The sequence below is a fragment of the Flagellimonas spongiicola genome, assembly GCF_023502425.1.
Lineage (GTDB): Bacteria > Bacteroidota > Bacteroidia > Flavobacteriales > Flavobacteriaceae > Flagellimonas > Flagellimonas spongiicola.
This window is the reverse complement of the sequence record NZ_JAMFMA010000001.1, coordinates 788,215-808,367: the sequence shown is the minus strand read 5'-3', so window position 1 is coordinate 808,367 and position 20,153 is coordinate 788,215. Positions and strand designations below refer to the sequence as shown.

18 protein-coding genes are annotated in these 20,153 nt (G+C 40.3%); 16 read left to right on the top strand and 2 right to left on the bottom strand.

Going from position 1 to position 20,153, the window contains the following annotated elements; translation table 11 throughout:
- The first annotated feature begins 14 nt into the window (after positions 1-14).
- The 7 genes from M3P19_RS03860 to M3P19_RS03830 all read left to right on the top strand — a co-directional run bounded on the left by M3P19_RS03860 (position 15) and on the right by M3P19_RS03830 (position 7,044).
- Positions 15-383 (top strand): acyl-CoA thioesterase, encoded by a 369-nt coding sequence (locus M3P19_RS03860; RefSeq protein ID WP_249656303.1) that lies wholly within the window; start codon positions 15-17, stop codon positions 381-383.
- A 5-nt stretch (positions 384-388) separates the two neighbouring features.
- The gene (locus M3P19_RS03855) at positions 389-1,930 is read left to right on the top strand and encodes a hypothetical protein (RefSeq protein ID WP_249656302.1); all 1,542 of its coding nucleotides are present in this window, start codon (positions 389-391) and stop codon (positions 1,928-1,930) included.
- Positions 1,931-2,059: 129 nt separating this feature from the next.
- Positions 2,060-2,794 carry a LytR/AlgR family response regulator transcription factor gene (locus M3P19_RS03850; RefSeq protein WP_249656301.1) on the top strand — a complete coding sequence of 245 codons (735 nt, stop codon included), beginning with the start codon at positions 2,060-2,062 and terminating at the stop codon, positions 2,792-2,794.
- A 141-nt stretch (positions 2,795-2,935) separates the two neighbouring features.
- A complete protein-coding gene (locus M3P19_RS03845; protein WP_249656300.1) occupies positions 2,936-3,094 on the top strand; it encodes a hypothetical protein in 159 nt (52 codons plus the stop codon).
- A gap of 347 nt (positions 3,095-3,441) precedes the next feature.
- Positions 3,442-5,535 carry a tetratricopeptide repeat-containing sensor histidine kinase gene (locus M3P19_RS03840; RefSeq protein WP_249656299.1) on the top strand — a complete coding sequence of 698 codons (2,094 nt, stop codon included), beginning with the start codon at positions 3,442-3,444 and terminating at the stop codon, positions 5,533-5,535.
- An 18-nt stretch (positions 5,536-5,553) separates the two neighbouring features.
- Complete coding sequence (locus M3P19_RS03835; protein WP_249656298.1) at positions 5,554-6,222, top strand: response regulator; 669 nt, start codon at positions 5,554-5,556, stop codon at positions 6,220-6,222.
- 174 nt (positions 6,223-6,396) lie between these two features.
- Positions 6,397-7,044: a hypothetical protein gene (locus M3P19_RS03830; protein WP_249656297.1), complete on the top strand. Its 648-nt coding sequence runs from the start codon at positions 6,397-6,399 to the stop codon at positions 7,042-7,044.
- Positions 7,045-7,085: 41 nt separating this feature from the next.
- Here the strand turns inward: M3P19_RS03830 and glyA are convergent, their stop codons facing one another.
- Positions 7,086-8,360: a serine hydroxymethyltransferase gene (glyA, locus tag M3P19_RS03825; protein ID WP_249656296.1), complete on the bottom strand. Its 1,275-nt coding sequence runs from the start codon at positions 8,358-8,360 to the stop codon at positions 7,086-7,088.
- A gap of 238 nt (positions 8,361-8,598) precedes the next feature.
- Between glyA and M3P19_RS03820 the strand changes: the two genes are divergently transcribed.
- Entirely contained in the window at positions 8,599-9,804 is a 1,206-nt protein-coding gene (locus tag M3P19_RS03820) for a hypothetical protein (protein ID WP_249656295.1), read from the top strand.
- 86 nt (positions 9,805-9,890) lie between these two features.
- Here the strand turns inward: M3P19_RS03820 and ytxJ are convergent, their stop codons facing one another.
- Positions 9,891-10,280 carry a bacillithiol system redox-active protein YtxJ gene (gene ytxJ, locus M3P19_RS03815; RefSeq protein ID WP_249656294.1) on the bottom strand — a complete coding sequence of 130 codons (390 nt, stop codon included), beginning with the start codon at positions 10,278-10,280 and terminating at the stop codon, positions 9,891-9,893.
- 145 nt (positions 10,281-10,425) lie between these two features.
- Between ytxJ and clpB the strand changes: the two genes are divergently transcribed.
- From clpB to M3P19_RS03775, 8 genes are all read left to right on the top strand, one after another.
- Positions 10,426-13,026 carry an ATP-dependent chaperone ClpB gene (gene clpB / locus M3P19_RS03810; RefSeq protein ID WP_249656293.1) on the top strand — a complete coding sequence of 867 codons (2,601 nt, stop codon included), beginning with the start codon at positions 10,426-10,428 and terminating at the stop codon, positions 13,024-13,026.
- 145 nt (positions 13,027-13,171) lie between these two features.
- Positions 13,172-14,485, top strand: a complete 1,314-nt coding sequence (locus tag M3P19_RS03805; protein WP_249656292.1) for a gluconate:H+ symporter — start codon at positions 13,172-13,174, stop codon at positions 14,483-14,485.
- 4 nt (positions 14,486-14,489) lie between these two features.
- A complete protein-coding gene (locus M3P19_RS03800; protein WP_249656291.1) occupies positions 14,490-14,957 on the top strand; it encodes a RidA family protein in 468 nt (155 codons plus the stop codon).
- 22 nt (positions 14,958-14,979) lie between these two features.
- Positions 14,980-16,044 carry a dipeptidase gene (locus tag M3P19_RS03795; RefSeq protein WP_249656290.1) on the top strand — a complete coding sequence of 355 codons (1,065 nt, stop codon included), beginning with the start codon at positions 14,980-14,982 and terminating at the stop codon, positions 16,042-16,044.
- Positions 16,045-16,118: 74 nt separating this feature from the next.
- Positions 16,119-16,718 (top strand): TetR/AcrR family transcriptional regulator, encoded by a 600-nt coding sequence (locus tag M3P19_RS03790; protein WP_249656289.1) that lies wholly within the window; start codon positions 16,119-16,121, stop codon positions 16,716-16,718.
- A 99-nt stretch (positions 16,719-16,817) separates the two neighbouring features.
- On the top strand, positions 16,818-17,924 hold the full coding sequence (locus M3P19_RS03785; RefSeq protein ID WP_249656288.1) for a helix-turn-helix domain-containing protein: 1,107 nt from the start codon (positions 16,818-16,820) through the stop codon (positions 17,922-17,924).
- A 143-nt stretch (positions 17,925-18,067) separates the two neighbouring features.
- Positions 18,068-19,255 (top strand): Ig-like domain-containing protein, encoded by a 1,188-nt coding sequence (locus M3P19_RS03780; protein ID WP_249656287.1) that lies wholly within the window; start codon positions 18,068-18,070, stop codon positions 19,253-19,255.
- A gap of 11 nt (positions 19,256-19,266) precedes the next feature.
- The gene (locus M3P19_RS03775) at positions 19,267-20,133 is read left to right on the top strand and encodes a TolB-like translocation protein (protein WP_249656286.1); all 867 of its coding nucleotides are present in this window, start codon (positions 19,267-19,269) and stop codon (positions 20,131-20,133) included.
- Positions 20,134-20,153 lie beyond the last annotated feature (20 nt).

The following is a 20,153-nucleotide window of genomic DNA, read 5'->3' as shown; positions in this document are numbered from 1 at the left end:
AAACCTATTCCCAAATGTTGACGGTCGGGGAAAATCATTTGGATGATAACCAACATGTCAACAATATCCAATATGTAGAATGGGTGCAGGATATATCCAAAAACCATTGGGAATTTGCAGTTGACGAAAAATCACGGAAAGATCTGGTTTGGGTGGTAAAGAACCACAACATTAGCTACCACAGACCGGCCTTTTTAAACGAAGAGCTTAAACTCACTACCTATATTAAGGAGACCAAAGGCCCATTGTCTATCCGTGTAGTGGAGATCTCCAACAATAAAACCAGCCAACTTCTAGTTAAAGCTATTACGGAATGGTGCCTATTAGACGCTGCCAGCTTAAAGCCAAAGCGCGTACCAGAAGCCATTCAGCAACTATTTTAGTAAAGGTGAAACATTGGTATCTTAATCTTATTTCCGTATGTACGGTGCTGCTACTATTCGCAAGTATGGGGTCCTGCCGTAAAGATTTTGAGTATGCGGACAGCACCGGTAATTTGACGTTTTCAAAGGATACGGTGTTTCTAGATACTATTTTCAGCAATATTGGTAGTGCCACCTATTCCTTAAAAGTCTATAATAAAGGTATTAGCGATATCAATATTCCGTTTATCGGAATGGAGACTGGCGAAAGCAGCAACTATCGTTTGAATGTGGATGGATCCGCAGGTAAGGAATTCTCGGATATCCCATTGCTGGCCAAAGACAGCCTTTTTATTTTTATAGAAACCACATTTGACGTTTCCCAAACCAATGCGAATGAATTTTTATTGACCGAAGGTTTATTGTTTGGTATAGGAGAAGAAACCCAACGTGTAGAACTGGTGACCTTGGTCAAAGATGCCATTTTCCTTTATCCCCAAACGCAAGCCGATGGTAGCAAAGAAACCGTACTAATCGATGTAGATGCTGAAGGAAACCCGGTTTATGTTGAAGGCTTCTACCTAGAAAACGAGCATTTACAGTTTACCAATGAAAAACCGTATGTCATATATGGATATGCCGTGGTAACCAGTGGAAATACAGTACAGATGGATGCCGGTACCCGTGTCCACTTTCATAACAATTCAGGCTTGATCGTGGAAAGTGGAGCTAGTCTCTTGGTGAATGGTGCCCTGAGCGAAGATCAGGAACTTATGGAAAACGAGGTCATCTTTGAAGGTGACCGATTGGAACCCGGCTATGCCGATGAACCAGGGCAATGGGGCACCCTATGGGTAAAAGAAGGGAGCACCAACAACCAACTTGAACACCTTACCATCAAAAATGCTACAGTAGGCCTCCGTGTTGATGGTAGTTTTCCACTGAACTCCCCCACCCTAACATTGAGAAACACACAGATATTCAACAGTTTAAACCAAAACCTTTGGGCAACTACCGCTTCCATTGCAGCCACAAACACCATACTAGGTGGTGCTGGAGGCAATTCCTTTTTGATAGATCTAGGAGGAAGCTACCAGTTTATGCATTGCACTATAGCCAACTATTGGAACAATGGTTTTAGAAGTGGCGTGGCGCTGGCCATCAATAATTTTAAAGAAAACCAGGGCGGTAATTTGGAGCAAGCGGATTTCATCAATACCATAGTTACGGGCAGCTCGGCTGTGGAATATCTGTTACAAGCTGATGAAGAAGCCGAATTTAACTTTAGCTTTCAAAATTGTCTTGTCCAATTTAATGACATAAATAACTCGTTTACAACGAATCCGCTTTATAACTTTGCCGACCCTAATCGTTATATTGAAGTAATTTTTGATAAAGAACCGGATTTTTTCTTACCTTTTAATAACCAATTTAGTATTGGCCCAGACTCGTTCGCAATTGATGCCGCTGATCCAGATATTTCACCACCCATTAGCACGGATATCATCGGTATTGATCGTTCCCCAATTCCCGATATCGGGGCGTTCGAATTTCATTCACAAAACTGATTTTTTTCTCGATTTTAAGAAAAAAACCGTTAAAAAACACCCTTTTTGCGGGAATCCCCCAGTTTTTTTAAGGGAAAAATGCAACGAGGTTTTTTTAGGGCTTAGTAACTTGCAACCAGCGTTTTACATATGGATTACACCTATACCATAATCGATTCTAATGCGACTTCAAAACTGCAATTGCAGCTTTATCTGAGGGAGTACGAAGATTTCAGTTGTGTGGGTACAGCAACCGATGCAGAAGATGGGTTGAACACCATCCTCAAATTCTCTCCGGACGTTGTACTTATCAATCTGAACCAGGAAGGTATGGCGTACTTTCATATGGTCACGGAACTCAATCAATTCTTGAATACGCTCCCCATAATCATCGGATATTCCGAATCTAAAAAATACGCATACAACGCTATTAAAAGTGGTTTCTTTGACTATTGGGTCTTACCGCACAACGAGTTTGATGTTAGGAAAACAGTTTTGCGCTTGCGCAAACGGTTCCCTAAAGAAACTGTGCCTGCAACACTCTGCCTCAAATCCTACAACGATTATAGGTATTTGAACACCAATGACATTATGTATTTGAAATCCGACAACAATTCTACGGACTTCTTTATGCGTGATGGCCATGTGGTCAGTGCTTTTAAGACCCTTAAGTCTTTTGAACAACAATTACCCGCCAGTTTTATCCGCATCCACCAAAGCTATATCCTGAATAGCCGGTACGTGGGCCGTATCAACTTTGGCAAATCCATCTGCACCTTGCGCAACGAGCGCGAAGACGAGCTGCCGTTCTCCAAGACCTATAAGGAAAAGGTGGAGGATTTAAAGGAAATGCTCTCCAAAACGGCAATAAACACCTATAATTAGTGTAATTCTTACACTTTTAAGACAAATTCTAATACAATCCCTGCAAATACTAAAACATTGCCTGGGGGATTCATCTTTTTTTGGTCTCAGAATATCTTGGAGGCGTTAACCAAATTTTCTAACCAAAAAAACACGAAGATGATGAGAAAGGTTGTAAGTATTTTTGCAGTAGTAGTAATGACTATGGGTTTATTTTCTTGCGAAGCGGAGAGCGATGTAAGCGAGACTGAAGCACTATTTGAAACTTTGGATCAGGATTCCACTACAGGAAAACAAACTGACGGTGACGATAGATCTTAATTTGAAAAATAAATCAACCTCCATGAATTCGCTAGCCTTAAGATCTTTTCTAATTTTGAGTTGCACGATTTGTTTAAGTTGTTATTCGACTGATAAATCTACAAATGAAGAAAACACAGGTAGTGATGCCGAATTGATTGCAGATGATCACATTTCAATTAAAACTGAAAAGTTTCGATTGCAAAAATCAAAAAGGTATTCTGATTTATTTTTTATTGCTAACGACGATAGGGAATTATAACAAAAATTAGACGTATTGAAAAGCCTCATAACCCTTAGGGTTTGGGGCTTTTTTTTTACCTTGTAGTAAAAGAAAACAATTATACGCATATTTTATTCGCATTCACTTGAAATACAGTTACTTCATATTTCTTTTTGTATTGTTAATGGCCTGTGGGGATAGTACTGGAACCTCCAATCCGGAATCGAATTCGCATGCCGAAAACATCAATGTCCTCATTGATGCCAGCAGGGATTCTGCGCATTTGAGTTTCAAACAGCGTACGCACTTTTTGGAAGAGGCCAAAACACAGACGTTACAAATACGCAATGACACAACAAAACTAGATCACTTATCCCGAATTTCCTTAGCTTATAAACGGCTAGATGATTCTCTTGGTTTTAGAAATATGAATGCAGAAGTGCTGCAATTGGCGATCAAAAGCAAACTCTATAAAGCTGAAGGGGAATCTTATTGGGATATGGCCGCCTTCCAACGTTCATATGGAGTAATGGATAGTGCTTATTACTACTATCAAAAAGCATATAAAAGCTTCAGTTCATTACCCTCTGATTCCACTGCGTTATCGCTAAAGGCGAGAATTCTTTACAGCATGGGTTCTGTTGAAAATTTCTTCATTGATTATCTAGGCGCAGAACAAAGTGTCACTGAAGCTTTGAGAACGTTCATTGAATTGAAGGATCAAAGAAGAATTTACAATTGTAACAATTTGTTGGGCATGATAACCAGTGACATGGGTAATTATGAATCTGCATTGGAATATTATAGCAAAGCAGGCGAAACCATTAGAAAGTTAAATATTAAAGATAAAAGTGATCTATATCGTCAAAATGAAAACAATATCGCCCATGTTCTATTAGATACATCTAGATTCTATGATGCGGAGATTGCATATAGACAATTAATAGCCGAACATAATTTGAATGAAACGGATTTAGAACTTTATCCTATGGCATTGGTAAGTTTGGCTTATTCCATTTTCAAAGGCAAAAATGATACAAATGAACCCAAGGAATTATTGAATAAGGCACTTATTAGTTTTGAGGAATCGGAAGTATTCAATGATGATTATGCCAGAGGGAAGCAGTACTATGCCGAAGTATTGGCTGCAGAAGGCGATACGATCAACGCAAGACTTCAAGCCAAAGAAGGCCTGGACATTGCCATAGCCGCCAATAACAACTTTCATCATTTAGAACTACTCCGTTTACTTACCCATATTGATACCGAAAATGCTGTCGCTTATTCTGATGCCTTTTATGATCTAAGTGAAGTCATTAAAGAAGAGGAGCGCACAACACGGGACAAGTTCGCGCGTATCCGTTTGGAGACCGATCAGGTCATTGCGCGCAATGAAACCTTGACCCGGGACAAATTCATCTGGACCATGGTAGCCCTTGCCCTACTCTTTGCAGGGGTGGCCATTTACATCATTTTGGCACAACGGGTAAGTAACAACAGACTTAAGTTCCAACAAAAACAACAGAAAGCCAACAACGAGATCTATAATCTCATGCTTTCACAACAAGGCAAATTTGAGGAGGGTAAGAAAACTGAAAAGAAACGGGTATCCGAAGAACTCCATGACAGTGTTTTGAGCGAAATGCTCAGCATACGATTGTTCCTAAGTGGTTTAAACGCAGACAAGAGCGAGGAAGCCGAAGAACTGCGTGCCAAGAACCTAACCAGATTACAGGAAGTGGAGGATTTAATTCGTACAATTTCCCATGAAATGAACAACTCCTCGTACGAAAAATTTTATAATTTTATCGTTTCCCTGAAGGAACTGGTAGACACCACGGAAAAGTCCTCAGGAGTGAAATGTTCTTTTAATTATGAGGATGACGTGGAATGGGATGCCTTGGAAGGTGATATCAAGATCAATTCCTATCGCATTGTACAAGAATCACTGAAAAACAGTGTAAAACATGCACAATGCAAACATATGCAGGTCAATTTTTCCTTAGACAAAGGTATGCTGTATTTGACCATACAGGACGATGGTGTCGGTTTTGTAGTCAAAAAAGGAAAAGGCGGTATTGGAATGCGCAACCTGGCATCAAGAGCGGAAAAAATTGGGGGCAACCTTCAAGTTGTAAGTGAACCAGGAAAAGGTACCGAAGTACTAGTGAAAATCCCAGCCAGATACGTTCGTCCAAAAATCAATTTAGAAGAGCAAACAGAAACTGTAAACGCCTAAATCTTTAAACAACAAAACATGAGTACGCTTAGAATACTTACAATAGACGATCATGAAATGACCATGCTGGGATATAAATTTATCCTGGAACGCATAGTTTTTGAAGGGTATTCCATTATTGTTGATACCGCCAATTCTTATGAATTGGGAAAACGAATGATAGAGGAATCGGTTGATTCTTTTAAATATGATATCCTGTTCTTGGATGTACAATTGTTTCCGCCCAATGAGGAACAGCCACATTCCGGAGAAGACCTAGGAAAATTAGCCAGACGTTTGGTTCCAGAAACCAAAATTATCTTTATGTCTTCGTTTAGCGACAACTTTAGAATTAATAGCATTTTAAAGTCCGTAGACCCGGATGGCTATTTAATCAAAAACGACATCGACCCTAAAACATTGGAAGATGCAGTAAAGACCGTTACCTTAAATCCGCCTTATTATTCGTCTAAGGCGTTGGGAGCAATCCGTAAAAAACTCCGCAACGATATTGACCTGGATGAAAAGGATAAGAAAATTCTATATCACTTGTCAGTAGGAACCAAAAACAAGGATTTGGAAAAACACATTCGTTTGTCACCTTCTTCAATAGAAAATCGAAAAAGGCATATGAAAACCTTGTTCGGTACCGAGAATGAGAATGATCTTGCGCTAATTTTGGCCGCTAAAAACCGAGGTTTCATTTAATCGATATCTAGCTGACAATTGTCATTTTCCCGAAGATGAAATTTTAACATTTTGTCAAAAAACCTAAAAAAAGGGGTGAAATTGGAGAAAACCCCCAGAATTTTTAAGGATTTCACGCAATCGTAGGTGAAACATTCGTTTTAACTTTGAGAGAGAACACGATGAAGAAACGAAATGCCATACCAAAAACGATCCAACATCATATTCCCCCTTGCTGGTATAAGGTCATTTGTAACAGCAGAAGGACTAGATGAATTCTCGAGAATCCTAGAAAAGGATTTCTTTGCAGAAGTTACAATTACGTGTCAATACGACACAGAAAAAGAAAGAACCGACTTAATCCTCGACATTTCATGCAATTTTGGGCTTACCGAGGGTCTGCACTATTTCAATACCATGGACTGGGGTGGACTTGCATGTAATGACAAAGGGAAATCCTCATTTGATACTGCATTTGGAGAATTGAGTGAAAAGAATGGAGGTAATATTGATATTGCCGAGTTATCCCTTCACTTTAAGGACACCTCCATTATTGTAAGCAGGATATTTGACTACAGCGTTCCAGACCAACTAGGTGCCATTATCAATAGTACCAGTGAACACTTTGTGTACATCACAAAAGGTCTTACGGAAATGCCGTACGAGATTTTTGTGTCTGTTTACGAGGAATCTCCATCCAATGCCATGGGGTCTGAAGCTGATGCCCCCAACTATTTTGATCATTGGGGACTCTATTTCGACGAGGGGCCACAGCAAGATGCGATGATTTATTCTTTGGAATCAAAATCCATGAGCAAGGAAGATTTCTTCCTTTTGGATTAGCAACGCAAAGGGATTTGAACCCGGAACTTCCAAAAAAATACCTATGCGCTGAACAAAGGACGTGAACCCATAAGTTCACTCACCTTTTGTTTGATTGCAGCCGTACTTTTTTCGTCTTCTGGATTCATCAACACTTCGTCGATATAACCAACAATGGTTTCCATATCGGCTTCCTTAAGCCCTCTTGTGGTAATTGCCGAAGTTCCAAAACGGATTCCGGAAGTAATGAAAGGCGACTGGTCGTCAAAAGGAACCATGTTCTTGTTTGCCGTTATTGCCGCATTCTCCAGTGCTTTTTCCGCATCTTTCCCGGTAATGTTCTTATTGCGTAAATCAATAAGCATCATGTGATTGTCCGTACCTCCTGAAATTACTTTGTAATCTCTGCTTACAAAGGCTTTTGCCATGGCTTCCGCATTTTTCTTCACCTGGATGATGTAATGTAAAAAGTCATCACTAAGTGCTTCACCAAAGGCTACAGCTTTGGCGGCAATGGTGTGTTCCAAAGGACCACCTTGGTTACCTGGGAATACAGCCAAGTCCAACAGGCCTGACATTTTTCTGAGATTTCCATTTTTCAGTCGGATACCCCATGGATTTTCAAAATTCTCACCCATCAAAATCAATCCACCTCTTGGGCCGCGAAGAGTTTTATGTGTAGTAGTGGTTACAATATGGCAATGTGGAATTGGATCATTCATGATTCCCTTTGCAATTAACCCCGCTGGGTGGGATATATCAGCTAAAAGCAAGGCGTCCACACTATCTGCAATTTCCCGGAACTTCTCAAAATCCATGTCTCGCGAATAGGCAGATGCCCCTGCGATGATCATTTTTGGTTTTTCCTTATCGGCTATCGCTTGGATTTTATCATAGTTGAGCATTCCAGTTTCCTCCTCAACCCCATAAAAAACTGGATTGTAAAGTTTACCAGAAAAGTTAACCGGAGAACCGTGGGTCAAATGTCCCCCATGGGACAAGTCAAACCCAAGAATAGTATCCCCTGGTTGCAGACAGGCGTGATACACTGAGGCGTTTGCCTGAGAGCCTGAATGCGGTTGAACGTTGGCATAGACTGCACCAAACAATTCCTTGGCACGATCAATGGCCAATTGCTCCACCTGATCAACCACCTCACAACCGCCATAATAGCGCTTACCTGGATATCCTTCAGCATACTTGTTGGTCAATACAGACCCAGCAGCTTCCATTACCTGTGGGCTTACAAAATTCTCGGAAGCAATCAGTTCCAAGCCTTCCAATTGTCTTTGTTTTTCGTCTTCAATCAGATCAAAAATTCGGTGGTCTCTTTGCATTTCAGTTCAAATTAAGAAGTGCTAAAATTACGAATAGAAAAGCTAACGAAGCACAAAAAAAATGTGTCAAAAATCAAACTTATCAAACAGCAGTTAACAGCAATTCGCAGAAGGAAAAAATGCCCAAAAAAATGCATTTCATCGATATTATACTACCATTCGACCTTTTTCGTTAATAAAAAGAAGGTTTTTGGCACGGCAGTTGAAAACACTTCAATAACCAATAAAATCAAAAGCCATGAAAAAAACTTTACTCATTGGAATAGTGGTCTTACTTTCTGCCTGTGGCGGAGTTAAGAAAACCCAGGAAGCTTTGAACAGTGGAAATTATAGATCCGCAATGAACAAAGCAATCAAAAACCTTGCAGAAAACAAGACGAAAAAAGGACATCAGGCCTATGTGCTGATGCTAGAAGATGCCTTTGCGAAAAATACCCAGCGGGAGCAAGAGCAAATTGCCTTTTTGCTACAAGACGGGAACCCTGCAAACTTTGAAGTGGTCTATAACAAGTATCTACAATTGAAGGAAATACAGCAGCGAATCCGACCATTGATGCCTTTGGCAATTTATGAGGAAGGTAGAGATGCTCGATTTGATTTCCAGAATTACGATACACAGATATTGGTCACCAAAAACAAGCTTTCCGGTTATTTGTACAGCAATGCAAACAGTCTTTTGACCGAAGCACAACAAAAACTGGATTATAGAGCTGCTTATGACGAGCTGAAATATTTACAGGAAATCAATCCTGGATATAAAGAGACTGTTGCCAAAATGAATGAGGCGTACACAAAGGGGCTTGAATATGTTCGTGTAGAAATTGGAAATGAAACCGAACAGATCATTCCGGAGCGTCTGGAAGAAGAATTGTTGGATTTCAATGCATATGGTATAAACAATTTCTGGACTGAATTCCATACCAATCCGCTAAATGATATTACCTATGATTATGCTTTGAATGTAAATTTCAGGGAGATCAATATATCTCCAGAGCAAGTGCGGGAAAAGCAGATCATAAAGGAAAAACAGATCAAAGATGGATTTGAATATTTGTTGGATAACGAGGGTAATGTGGTCAAAGACAGCCTTGGTAATAAAATCCAAGTAGATAAATTGAGAACCGTTAGATGTAACTTTTATCAGTTTACCCAGTTCAAAGCAGCTCAGATTGCTGCAAAAGTGAGCTATACCGATTTATCCAATGGACAGGAAATCAACTCCTACCCTTTGGCTACTGAGTTTGTATTTGAACATATTTATGCCAATTATAAAGGGGATAGAAGAGCTTTGGATACGGATTTAATTCCATTGTTGGATGTTAGGGCCGTGCCTTTCCCAACCAATGAGCAAATGGTCTATGATGCAGGAGAAGATCTCAAGTTACGATTGAAATCCATTATCTCGCAAAATCAAATGGTGGTACAAAACCACTTTAACGACTAGGATTTACACCATAAAAAAAGTGCAGTTGATTCGGATTTGGCACCCATTCCTTGCCAATCCCAACTGCACTTTTCTATTTTATCTTTTTAAACGAGTTGTGCCAATTCCAAATCGGCAATTGCCCCGTGTGAGGTATGGAAGGTAACCTCCCCGTTTTTCAAAATCAATAATTGTGGGGATTGATGACGTACCAAAAACTTCGATTCCACCGCATTGGAAACTGCCCTATGGGCATGTAAATCCAAAAAATAAATATCGATTGAATCCCCAAGCACATAACTTCCAGTAAACATATTCAAAACCATTCGGCTGATTCCACAGGTTGTGGAATGTTTGAAAATGACTTGGGTGCGTTCACTTGAATCCTTCTCAATTTGATTCAACTGATCAACAGATTCCAAAGCTACCCACGGTATTTTGGATTCTTTTTTTTCTCCACTTTCTTTTTTCCCGAATACGTTTCCGAATAATCCCATGCTGCAAATTTATATGTTATGTCGTGCTTGTACAAAAAGCTTACAAACTGACGAAATGTCTTGTGTTTTCAGGCGTTTTGCGACATTTTGACGCGTAAACCTATCTGGTAAGGTTGTTGACCAATTAAGACAAAAACAATTGAATATGAATTTCAACAACTTCACTATAAAATCACAAGAAGCCCTACAGCAAGCACAGCAACTTGCACATACCATGGGGCATCAGCAAATAGAAAATGAACATCTTTTCAAGGCAATTAGTTCTGTCGATGAAAATGTGCTCCCATTCATATTAAAGAAACTGAACGTCAATACGGCATTGTTGAGCCAGATTTTGGAAAAGGAGCTGGAAAGTTTTTCCAAAGTAGATGGCGGTGAAATAATGCTTTCCAGGGAAGCAGGAAAATCGTTGAATGAAGCGAATAGTATTGCTAAAACCATGGGTGATGAATTTGTGTCGATTGAGCATTTGCTACTTGCCATCTTCAAATCCAAAAGTAAGATTGCGCAAATTCTCAAAGATCAAGGCGTAAACGAAAAAGACTTTAAAGCAGCCATAAATGAATTGCGGAAAGGTGGAAAAGTAACTTCGCAAAGTGCCGAAGACACCTATAATTCATTGGAGAAATATGCCAAAAACTTGAACCAATTGGCAGATAGCGGTAAGCTTGATCCCGTAATCGGAAGGGATGAGGAAATTCGGCGTGTGCTTCAGATTCTATCGAGGCGAACAAAAAACAATCCCATGTTGGTTGGAGAACCGGGTGTAGGTAAGACCGCAATCGCCGAAGGACTTGCCCATCGAATTGTGCAAGGGGATATCCCTGAAAACCTTAAAGACAAAAGCATTTATTCCTTGGACATGGGAGCTCTAATTGCCGGAGCCAAATTCAAAGGTGAATTTGAGGAAAGGTTAAAAGCCGTAATTAAAGAGGTAACCTCATCCGACGGAAACATTGTCCTGTTCATTGATGAAATCCACACCTTGGTTGGTGCAGGCGGAGGTCAAGGTGCTATGGATGCTGCAAACATTCTAAAACCTGCTTTGGCAAGAGGAGAACTTAGAGCCATTGGGGCTACTACTTTGGATGAATACCAAAAGTACTTTGAAAAGGACAAGGCCTTGGAACGAAGATTTCAGAAAGTGGTCATTGACGAACCCGATACTGAAAGTGCAATTTCCATCCTTCGCGGAATCAAGGAAAAATATGAGACCCACCACAAGGTGAGAATCAAGGATGAAGCAGTGATCTCAGCTGTAGAGCTTTCACAACGGTATATCACCAACCGTTTTTTACCAGATAAAGCTATTGACCTAATGGACGAAGCTGCTTCGAAATTACGGATGGAAATCAATTCAAAACCAGAGGAATTGGATGTTTTGGACCGTAAAATCATGCAGTTGGAAATTGAGATTGAGGCGATAAAACGCGAAAATGACAAAGCAAAGCTTCAAACCTTAAATCTTGAGTTGGCCAATTTAAAGGAAGAACGAAACGAGATTTTTGCGCAATGGGAAAGTGAAAAAACTGTGGTGGACAATATCCAAAAAACAAAACAGGATATTGAAAATTTCAAATTGGAAGCTGAACGAGCCGAACGAAATGGAGATTACGGACAGGTAGCGGAATTGCGCTACGGTAAAATCAAAGAAGCCCAGGAACGATTGGAAAAACTTCAGGACGAACTTGCTGCCCAACAATCCGCTGGCACTTTGATCAAGGAAGAAGTCACCAATGAGGATATTGCTGAAGTTGTAGCAAAATGGACAGGTATTCCTGTTACCAAAATGCTTCAAAGCGAGCGTGAGAAACTACTGAAATTGGAGGAGGTTCTGCACAAGCGCGTAGTAGGTCAGGAAGAAGCGATTACCGCAGTATCTGATGCCATCCGAAGAAGTAGGGCCGGTCTGCAGGACGAAAAAAAGCCTATTGGTTCATTCCTATTCTTAGGAAGTACCGGCGTAGGTAAGACAGAATTGGCCAAAACCTTAGCGGCCTTCCTATTTGATGACGAAAACGCTATGACAAGAATCGATATGAGTGAATATCAGGAACGTCATGCCGTAAGTAGACTTGTTGGTGCACCTCCCGGTTATGTTGGATATGATGAAGGTGGGCAATTAACGGAAGCTGTACGTAGAAAACCGTATTCTGTTGTCCTTTTGGATGAAATAGAAAAAGCCCATCCGGATACTTTCAATATTCTTTTGCAGGTGCTGGATGAAGGTAGATTAACAGATAATAAGGGTCGCGTTGCTGATTTTAAAAATGCAATCATCATCATGACCAGTAATATGGGTAGTCCAATTATTCAGGAAAAGTTTGAAGATGCCAACAATTTGGAGCAAGCGGCAGAAGCCGCCAGAACTGAGGTAATGGGTCTCCTACGAAAGACCATAAGACCAGAGTTCTTAAACCGCATAGACGACATTATCATGTTTACGCCGCTGAGCAAATCGAACATCAAGGAAATTGTTCGCTTGCAGTTAGAGCAATTGAAAAAAATGGTGGCCAAACAGCATATTACATTGGATGCTACGGAAGAAGCAATTGCATATTTGGCGGGCAAAGGATATGATCCACAATTTGGTGCAAGACCTGTAAAACGCCTCATGCAAAAAGAAGTGCTCAACAACTTGTCAAAAGAACTGCTTGCAGGCAAAATCAAAGTAGAAAGCATCATTCTTTTGGATTCGTTTGATGACTCCTTGGTTTTTAGAAACCAAAATGAACTGGTAGAGTAAATTGCAATACATCAAATTTCACCCCCTGTTTCGGACGAGATAGGGGGTTTTTCTTTGTTGCGTTTTATATGGCACAAAATTTCAGGTAAATGAAATCTTCAAAGTCCATACAAATCTTTATTTTAGGGGTTTTACTCAACCACCTATGCCAATCATTATCGCCGTTCTAGGCATTCTACTGCTTTTCGTACTAATTGCCAGAGTTAAATTGAATGCCTTTTTGGCCTTCATAATTGTTTGCCTGTTTGTCGGTATTTTTCAAGGTATGCACTTACCGGATATTGTGAAATCCATTCAGCGTGGCATAGGAAACACCCTAGGTTTCTTGGTGTTGATTCTTGGACTCGGCGCAATGCTTGGTAAGCTCGTTGCGGATAGTGGTGCCGCACAACGCATCACCACGAGAATGGTCGATGCCTTTGGGGTTAAAAACGTGCAATGGGCCATGGTAGTTACGGGATTCATTGTAGGTATTCCTATGTTTTACTCCGTAGGATTTGTGATCCTTATTCCTTTGGTTTTCACTATTGCCATATCCACAGGTTTGCCCCTGCTCTATGTGGGACTGCCCATGTTGACTTCGTTGTCCGTCACCCATGGCTATCTTCCACCCCATCCTGCTCCAACAGCTATTGCGGCAATGTTCAATGCGGATATTGGCAAAACACTGATGTATGGAATTGTAATTGCAATACCTGCAATACTGGTCGCTGGACCATTATTTGCCCGGACGATTAAAAATGTGGAAGCTAAACCCTTAAAGGAATTTTACAACCCAGTCTTGATTCCGGAAGAAGAATTGCCATCCACTGCATTAAGCATTTTGACAGCACTATTACCAATTATTTTAATAGGAATTGGAATAGCAGGTGAAAACTTACTTTCTGAAGGCCTCCTTCAGGAAATATTGATATTTTTGGGAAATCCTGTTATAGCGCTTTTGATTTCAGTTTTGGTTGCCATCTATTCTTTAGGTATTTCAAGAGGTAAGGATATGAAAACGGTCATGCAATCCATTTCCACCTCCGTTTCCACCATTACCATGATCCTACTGATCATAGCCGGCGCAGGCGCGCTTAAAGAAGTATTGATTGACAGTAAAGTAAGTGAATATATAGCATCCAGTTTGGAAGGTTCCAGTATTTCACCTTTGATATTGGCTTGGTTAATTGCCACGGCTATTCGGGTTAGTGTGGGCTCTGCTACGGTAGCTGGACTTACGGCTGCAGGAATTGTATTGCCGCTCACTGCAAGTACTGGAGTAAGTGCGGAACTGATGGTTCTTGCCATTGGTTCAGGTAGTTTGATGCTATCACATGTCAACGATACTGGATTTTGGATGTTCAAAGAATATTTCAACCTAACTGTAAAAGAAACACTTTCCACCTGGACCGTAATGGAAACCCTAGTCGGAATTATGGGCTTGTTGGGTGTTTTGGTTTTAAACACAATTATTTAAAAAAATGGCAAATACTCCTTCAGAAAGATTAAAAGAACTTGGTGTGGTTTTACCACCTGCACCACCACCAGCCGGTGTTTATAAACCGGTTTTAGTAGTTGATGATTTTCTATATGTTTCAGGTCAGGGACCAATGAACACAGATGGCACCTTAATGATTGGAAGAGCTGGTGACGATTTGGATAAAGATCAAGCAAAATTGGCGGCCCGCCAAGTGGGCTTGACCATGCTGGCAACCATTACAACGCATTTTGGCAGTCTAGACCGAATTAAACGTGTAGTAAAGGTTCTTGGTATGGTCAATTGCACTCCTGAATTTGGTAAACAACCTTATGTTATCAATGGATTTAGCGAATTGATGGCTGATGTTTTCGGAAAAGAAAAAGGTATTGGAGTCCGCAGTGCCGTTGGAATGATGCTACCAGAAGGCATACCGGTGGAAATTGAAGCTATGTTTCAGCTAAAAAAATAAATAAGCCCTTACCCCAAAATCAATGTTCATTTTTGACGCTCATTTGGACCTCTCCATGAATGCTTTGGAGTGGAATAGAGATCTTCGATTGCCGGTATCTGAAATACGCAATATGGAACGCGGCATGAAAGACAAACCAGATCGAGGAAAAAATACGGTTTCCTTGGATGCCATGCGAAAAGGAAATATTGGACTCTGCGTGGCAACTCAAATTGCAAGATATTCGTACCGCAACAATCAGTTGCCGGGATGGAACTCCCAACAGCAAGCATGGGCACAAACCCAAGGACAGTTAGCATGGTATCAAACTATGGTAAAGGAAGGGCAAATGGCACAAATCACGAATGTCAATGAGCTAAAAACCCATTTGGAATTATGGGATTCCAATGCTGATAATAAGCCCATAGGCTTTGTATTAAGTCTCGAAGGTGCAGACTCTATTGTGGATATCGATTATTTGGATATTGCTTATGAAAATGGGTTGCGAGCAATAGGACCAGCACACTATGGCCCCGGTGTTTATGCATTTGGTACAGATGCTATGGGTGGAATTGGGGATAAGGGAAAAGCACTACTTAAAAAAATGCAGTCCTTAAATATAATCCTGGACGCCACCCATTTATGCGACCAAAGTTTTTGGGAGGCAATGAATGCATTTGACGGACCTATTTGGGCAAGTCACAGCAATTGCCGTTCCTTGGTCAATCATAACCGACAATTTAACGACCAGCAACTAATGGCCCTTATTGAAAAAGGCGCAGTAATAGGAATGCCATTGGATGCGTGGATGATGGTTCCCAATTGGGTTCGCGGGCAATCAAATCCAAAAGATATGGGTGTTTCCTTGGAGAAGATGGTGGATAACATTGACCATATTTGCCAACTTGCAGGCAACTCCAAACATGTTGGTTTAGGGACTGATTTGGACGGCGCATTTGGTAAAGAGCAATCACCTTATGACTTGGACACTATTGCCGATCTACAGTTGCTACCAGAGCTGTTAACTGCTAGAGGCTATAAATCAGAGGATGTTGAGAATATCATGCATGCTAATTTCATCCAGTTTTTATACCGTGCCTGGCAGTGATGTTAAAAAATGCAGGGTGTTGATACCCAACAGTATATTTTTATATATTAGCTACTACCAACTGAACCCAAAAAATGTCTACCAAAGCCGAACGGACCACAGCTTACATTATTGAGACCGTTGCCCCCATCTTCAACAAATATGGATATGTGGGAACGAGCATGAGTGATTTGACGGAGGCAACAGGACTTACCAAAGGCGCGATTTACGGGAATTTTGAAAATAAGGAGTCGTTGGCCATGTCAGCATTTGAATACAATCGAAACCATTTGCTGTCCATTTTGGATGATAAGCTGAATGTTGAGGGTGGTGCCATGGCAAAGCTGGATTCTTTACTACGATTCTATAAACAGTATGACGTCTTTACTTTACCAATGGGGGGTTGTCCTATCCTAAATGTTGGTGTTGATGCTCAGAACAACAACGACCTATTAGCCGCTGCCGTAAAAGAAACAGTCAAGGAAATTGAAGGTAAGATAGCTTTGGTTTTGGAAAACGGGTTTAAAAATAGGGAGATTCACTTACCGGTTCCCCCACTCCAATTTGCAAAGCAGCTGTTTACCATGTTGCAAGGCTCCATAGCCATGTCCACAATGACACGTGACCGAAAATACCTTGTCAACACCATAGCCTATTTGGATCATTTGGTGAAACAAGAGATACGAAAACCTTAAGAATCAATACCGTTGTAGTTTTACTGTTGGACAGTTTTCAACAGTTCTTAGCACTCAATACCATTAAACTAATGATTTGATTCGCTTATTTGCAGTTCCATGAATACCTACGAGTATCTCTTTTCGCTTTTTTCTTTTTTGGCATTTGTGCTAGCAGTTTTGCTATTCTTGAAGAAAAGAGGTGATAAAGTTGCGAATCGATTACTAGGTTTTTACGTACTGCTTTTTGGTTATAACGTTTTTTACAATGTCCTCTATTGGTCTGGAAAACTGTTCACTCCCAAATGTGTTATCATTCTCTTCACTAATATTCTGGTATGGGTTCTTTATGGGCCAATTCTGTTCTTTTATATCAGAAGAGTGGTATTTAAAACACAGTTTAAATGGCTGGACATCATCCATTTACTTCCTTTTTCATTACTACTGTTGAACTATTCCAAAATCTACTTCATGAACCCGGAAGTGAAACTGGAGTTGTTCAATAATCGTAGAATCGTTTTCTATATCCATTACTTTTCCCAACACCAGAACAAACTCATCATTGGTTTGATGTTCCTCTATTTCGGTTTGATCTTTTGGCAATTGGTGAAAGGCATATCCAGCCTAAATCGAGAAACTTGGCTAAAATGGATTTCATTTTCCTATTTGGGTTACGTACTGTCGTTTACCACTTATTTTGTATTAAGCGGAATTGGAGTACTCACTACGGAACATGATTATTTTATTGGAGGTGCGATGGTATTTTTCATTTCCACCCTTGCTTACTTTGGTTTTGTGCAACCTGAGGTTTTTGATGGACTTCCCATTAAAAAGGTGATTCCTTTAATGAAATATAAAAATACAGGGCTGACCACAGCTTTTTCGAAGGAATTAAGGGATAAACTTGAAGTTTATATGAATCAGGAGAAACCTTATCTAAATCATGATTTCAGATTGGATGATCTTGCTGAGGAACTCGATATATCCAGGCATCATTGTTCACAGGTAATCAATGAGCATTTTGATGCCAATTTCTTCAATTTCGTTAACCAATACCGGATCAAAGAAGCCAAGGAAATGCTCAAAACCGAAAAAGACATGACTGTTACCGATGTCATGTTCGCTTCAGGCTTCAACAATAGAGCTTCCTTTTATGCTGCTTTCAAAAAAAATACCGGTTTGACCCCCAAACAGTTTATGCAGCAAGCCGATAAGGAATCTGCATAGGACGTATTCGTTCGATTTTCTACCGTTTTATTTTGTAAACCTTTATAAGGGCAAATCTTTTTCGCATACAGAATGTATTCATTTGTTTCGGCAAGATTAGCTATGCTATTTGTGCCATTTATATAACCTTTTAAACGATCAATATGAATGCACCCTCAATTATTCAATCAAAAAAAGTTATTACTTATCTCCTTTTCGCTTTGATTTTCTCCTGTGGATCCAGTGATGGATCTAGTGATGATACCCCGGCCCCAACTCCGGCATTAACAAGTTTACAAATAACTTCTTCCAATGGAAATCAACTCGATTTATCAGGAACCAATTCGACCACATTGAATGTGACCGGTAAAGACCAATTTGGGGCTACTATTCCCATAGCCGGAAGTATTAGTTGGTCATCCAATAATAGCAACGCGACGGTAACCAACAGCGGTGTTGTAACTGGGAAAAACACTGGTAATTCTACCATCACAGCCAGCTCCGGTGGCGTTTCCTCCACCTATGCAATTACAATAATAAACTCAAGTTCACAATCAGGCACCTTTGTATATGTCAGCGATGCAGCAAGTTTCAATACGGGCCCATGGCAAATACTGCGCTATGATGAAAATGGCCAAAACGGGACTGTATTTATCGACGAAAATTTAGCTTGGCCTCAGGATATCCTCTTTATGGAAACTGATGAAGAAGTACTCATTTCCAACCTTAACTCCGGAGAAATCACTAAATACAATGCCAGCACAGGTGCACCAACAGGAAATTTCGCATCAGGAATTGGTGGTCCAACCCGTATGAAAATAGGTGCTGACAATCTATTGTACGTTCTACAATGGGCAGGAAACGGATTTGTACTTCGCTATCAATTGGATGGAACATTTGTGGACGAGTTTACGGATGTAGCCATTTCCAGAAGTATTGGTCTGGCATGGGATTCCAGCGGCAATCTTTATGTTTCATCTTTTGGAGATAAAACTGTTCGAAAATTTGACCCGGAAGGCAATGATCTAGGTTTATTTATCAGTGCAGGTCTGGCGGGTCCTACAGATATTTGGTTTGATGAAAAGAACAATCTATTTGTTAACGATTGGTCTGGAAACAAAGTCGTACAATTCAATGCCGCAGGTGAATATGTTACCGATTTTGTTGCAAGTGGTTTGAATCAACCAGAAGGTGTGGACTTTTTCCCAAACGGGGACATCTTAATAGGCAGCGGCGGCACTTCTGAAATCAAAATGTACGGCGCCAACGGAGTATTCATCAAAGATTTTGTTACCGCAGGTGCAGCTGGTTTAAAGCAACCCAATGCCGTAAGAATAAGACAAATCGATTAAATATCATCAATATGTTCCGTATCCTATTCTTAGCCTACTTGTTAACTGGTTCACAGCTGCATGCGCAAATAAAAATCTTTGAGCCACAACATATTTCTGACAACCGATCCTTCGGTATCAGCATAGCTCCTGAAGGCAATCAACTGTTATTTGTAAAAGCCTATGGAGGACGGGATTCTTTGCATCTTTTTGAATCACGGCGTATCAATGGAAAATGGAAAAAAGCACAAAAGGCATTTTTCGCGAACACTAATGTAAACCAAATCGACCCCACTTTTTCTCCTAATGGCAAACACATTTTGTTCGACAGTCTACTAACAGAAGAAAGAGGATACGATGTTTACATGCTCACTAAAACAGCGGAAAGTTGGACGAAACCTAAACTACTTCCGAAAACCATTAATACTGCAAAGCATGAATTTTATGCGACCATGGCGTTAAATGGGAATATCTATTTTACGCGTAGAAATGAAAGCAACGACATTTATGTTAGCAAATGGTCTAATGAAGGTTACAGCAAAGCTGAAGTCCTCAAAGGTGGGATAAACACGAAGTTTAGTGATTCAAATCCTTATATATCCGCAAATGAAGATTTTTTGATATTTATCTCCAACCGCGATGGAGGCTACGGTAATACTGACCTCTATATAAGTTTTAAAAATAAAGATGATTTCTGGAGTACACCACAAAATCTAGGTGATTTCATTAATACAAAAGCAAGTGAATTTTGTCCCACGATAGCACTAAAAACCAAAAGATTTCTTTTCTCAAGGACGATTATTCAAAATGAGATACGTATTGAAAACATCTATGAACTGCCATTACGAAAACTCCAATTAAAGAAAAAAAGAAAACAGGCCATTTGGCCAAAACAATAAAGAGTCGACAAGATAAGGGG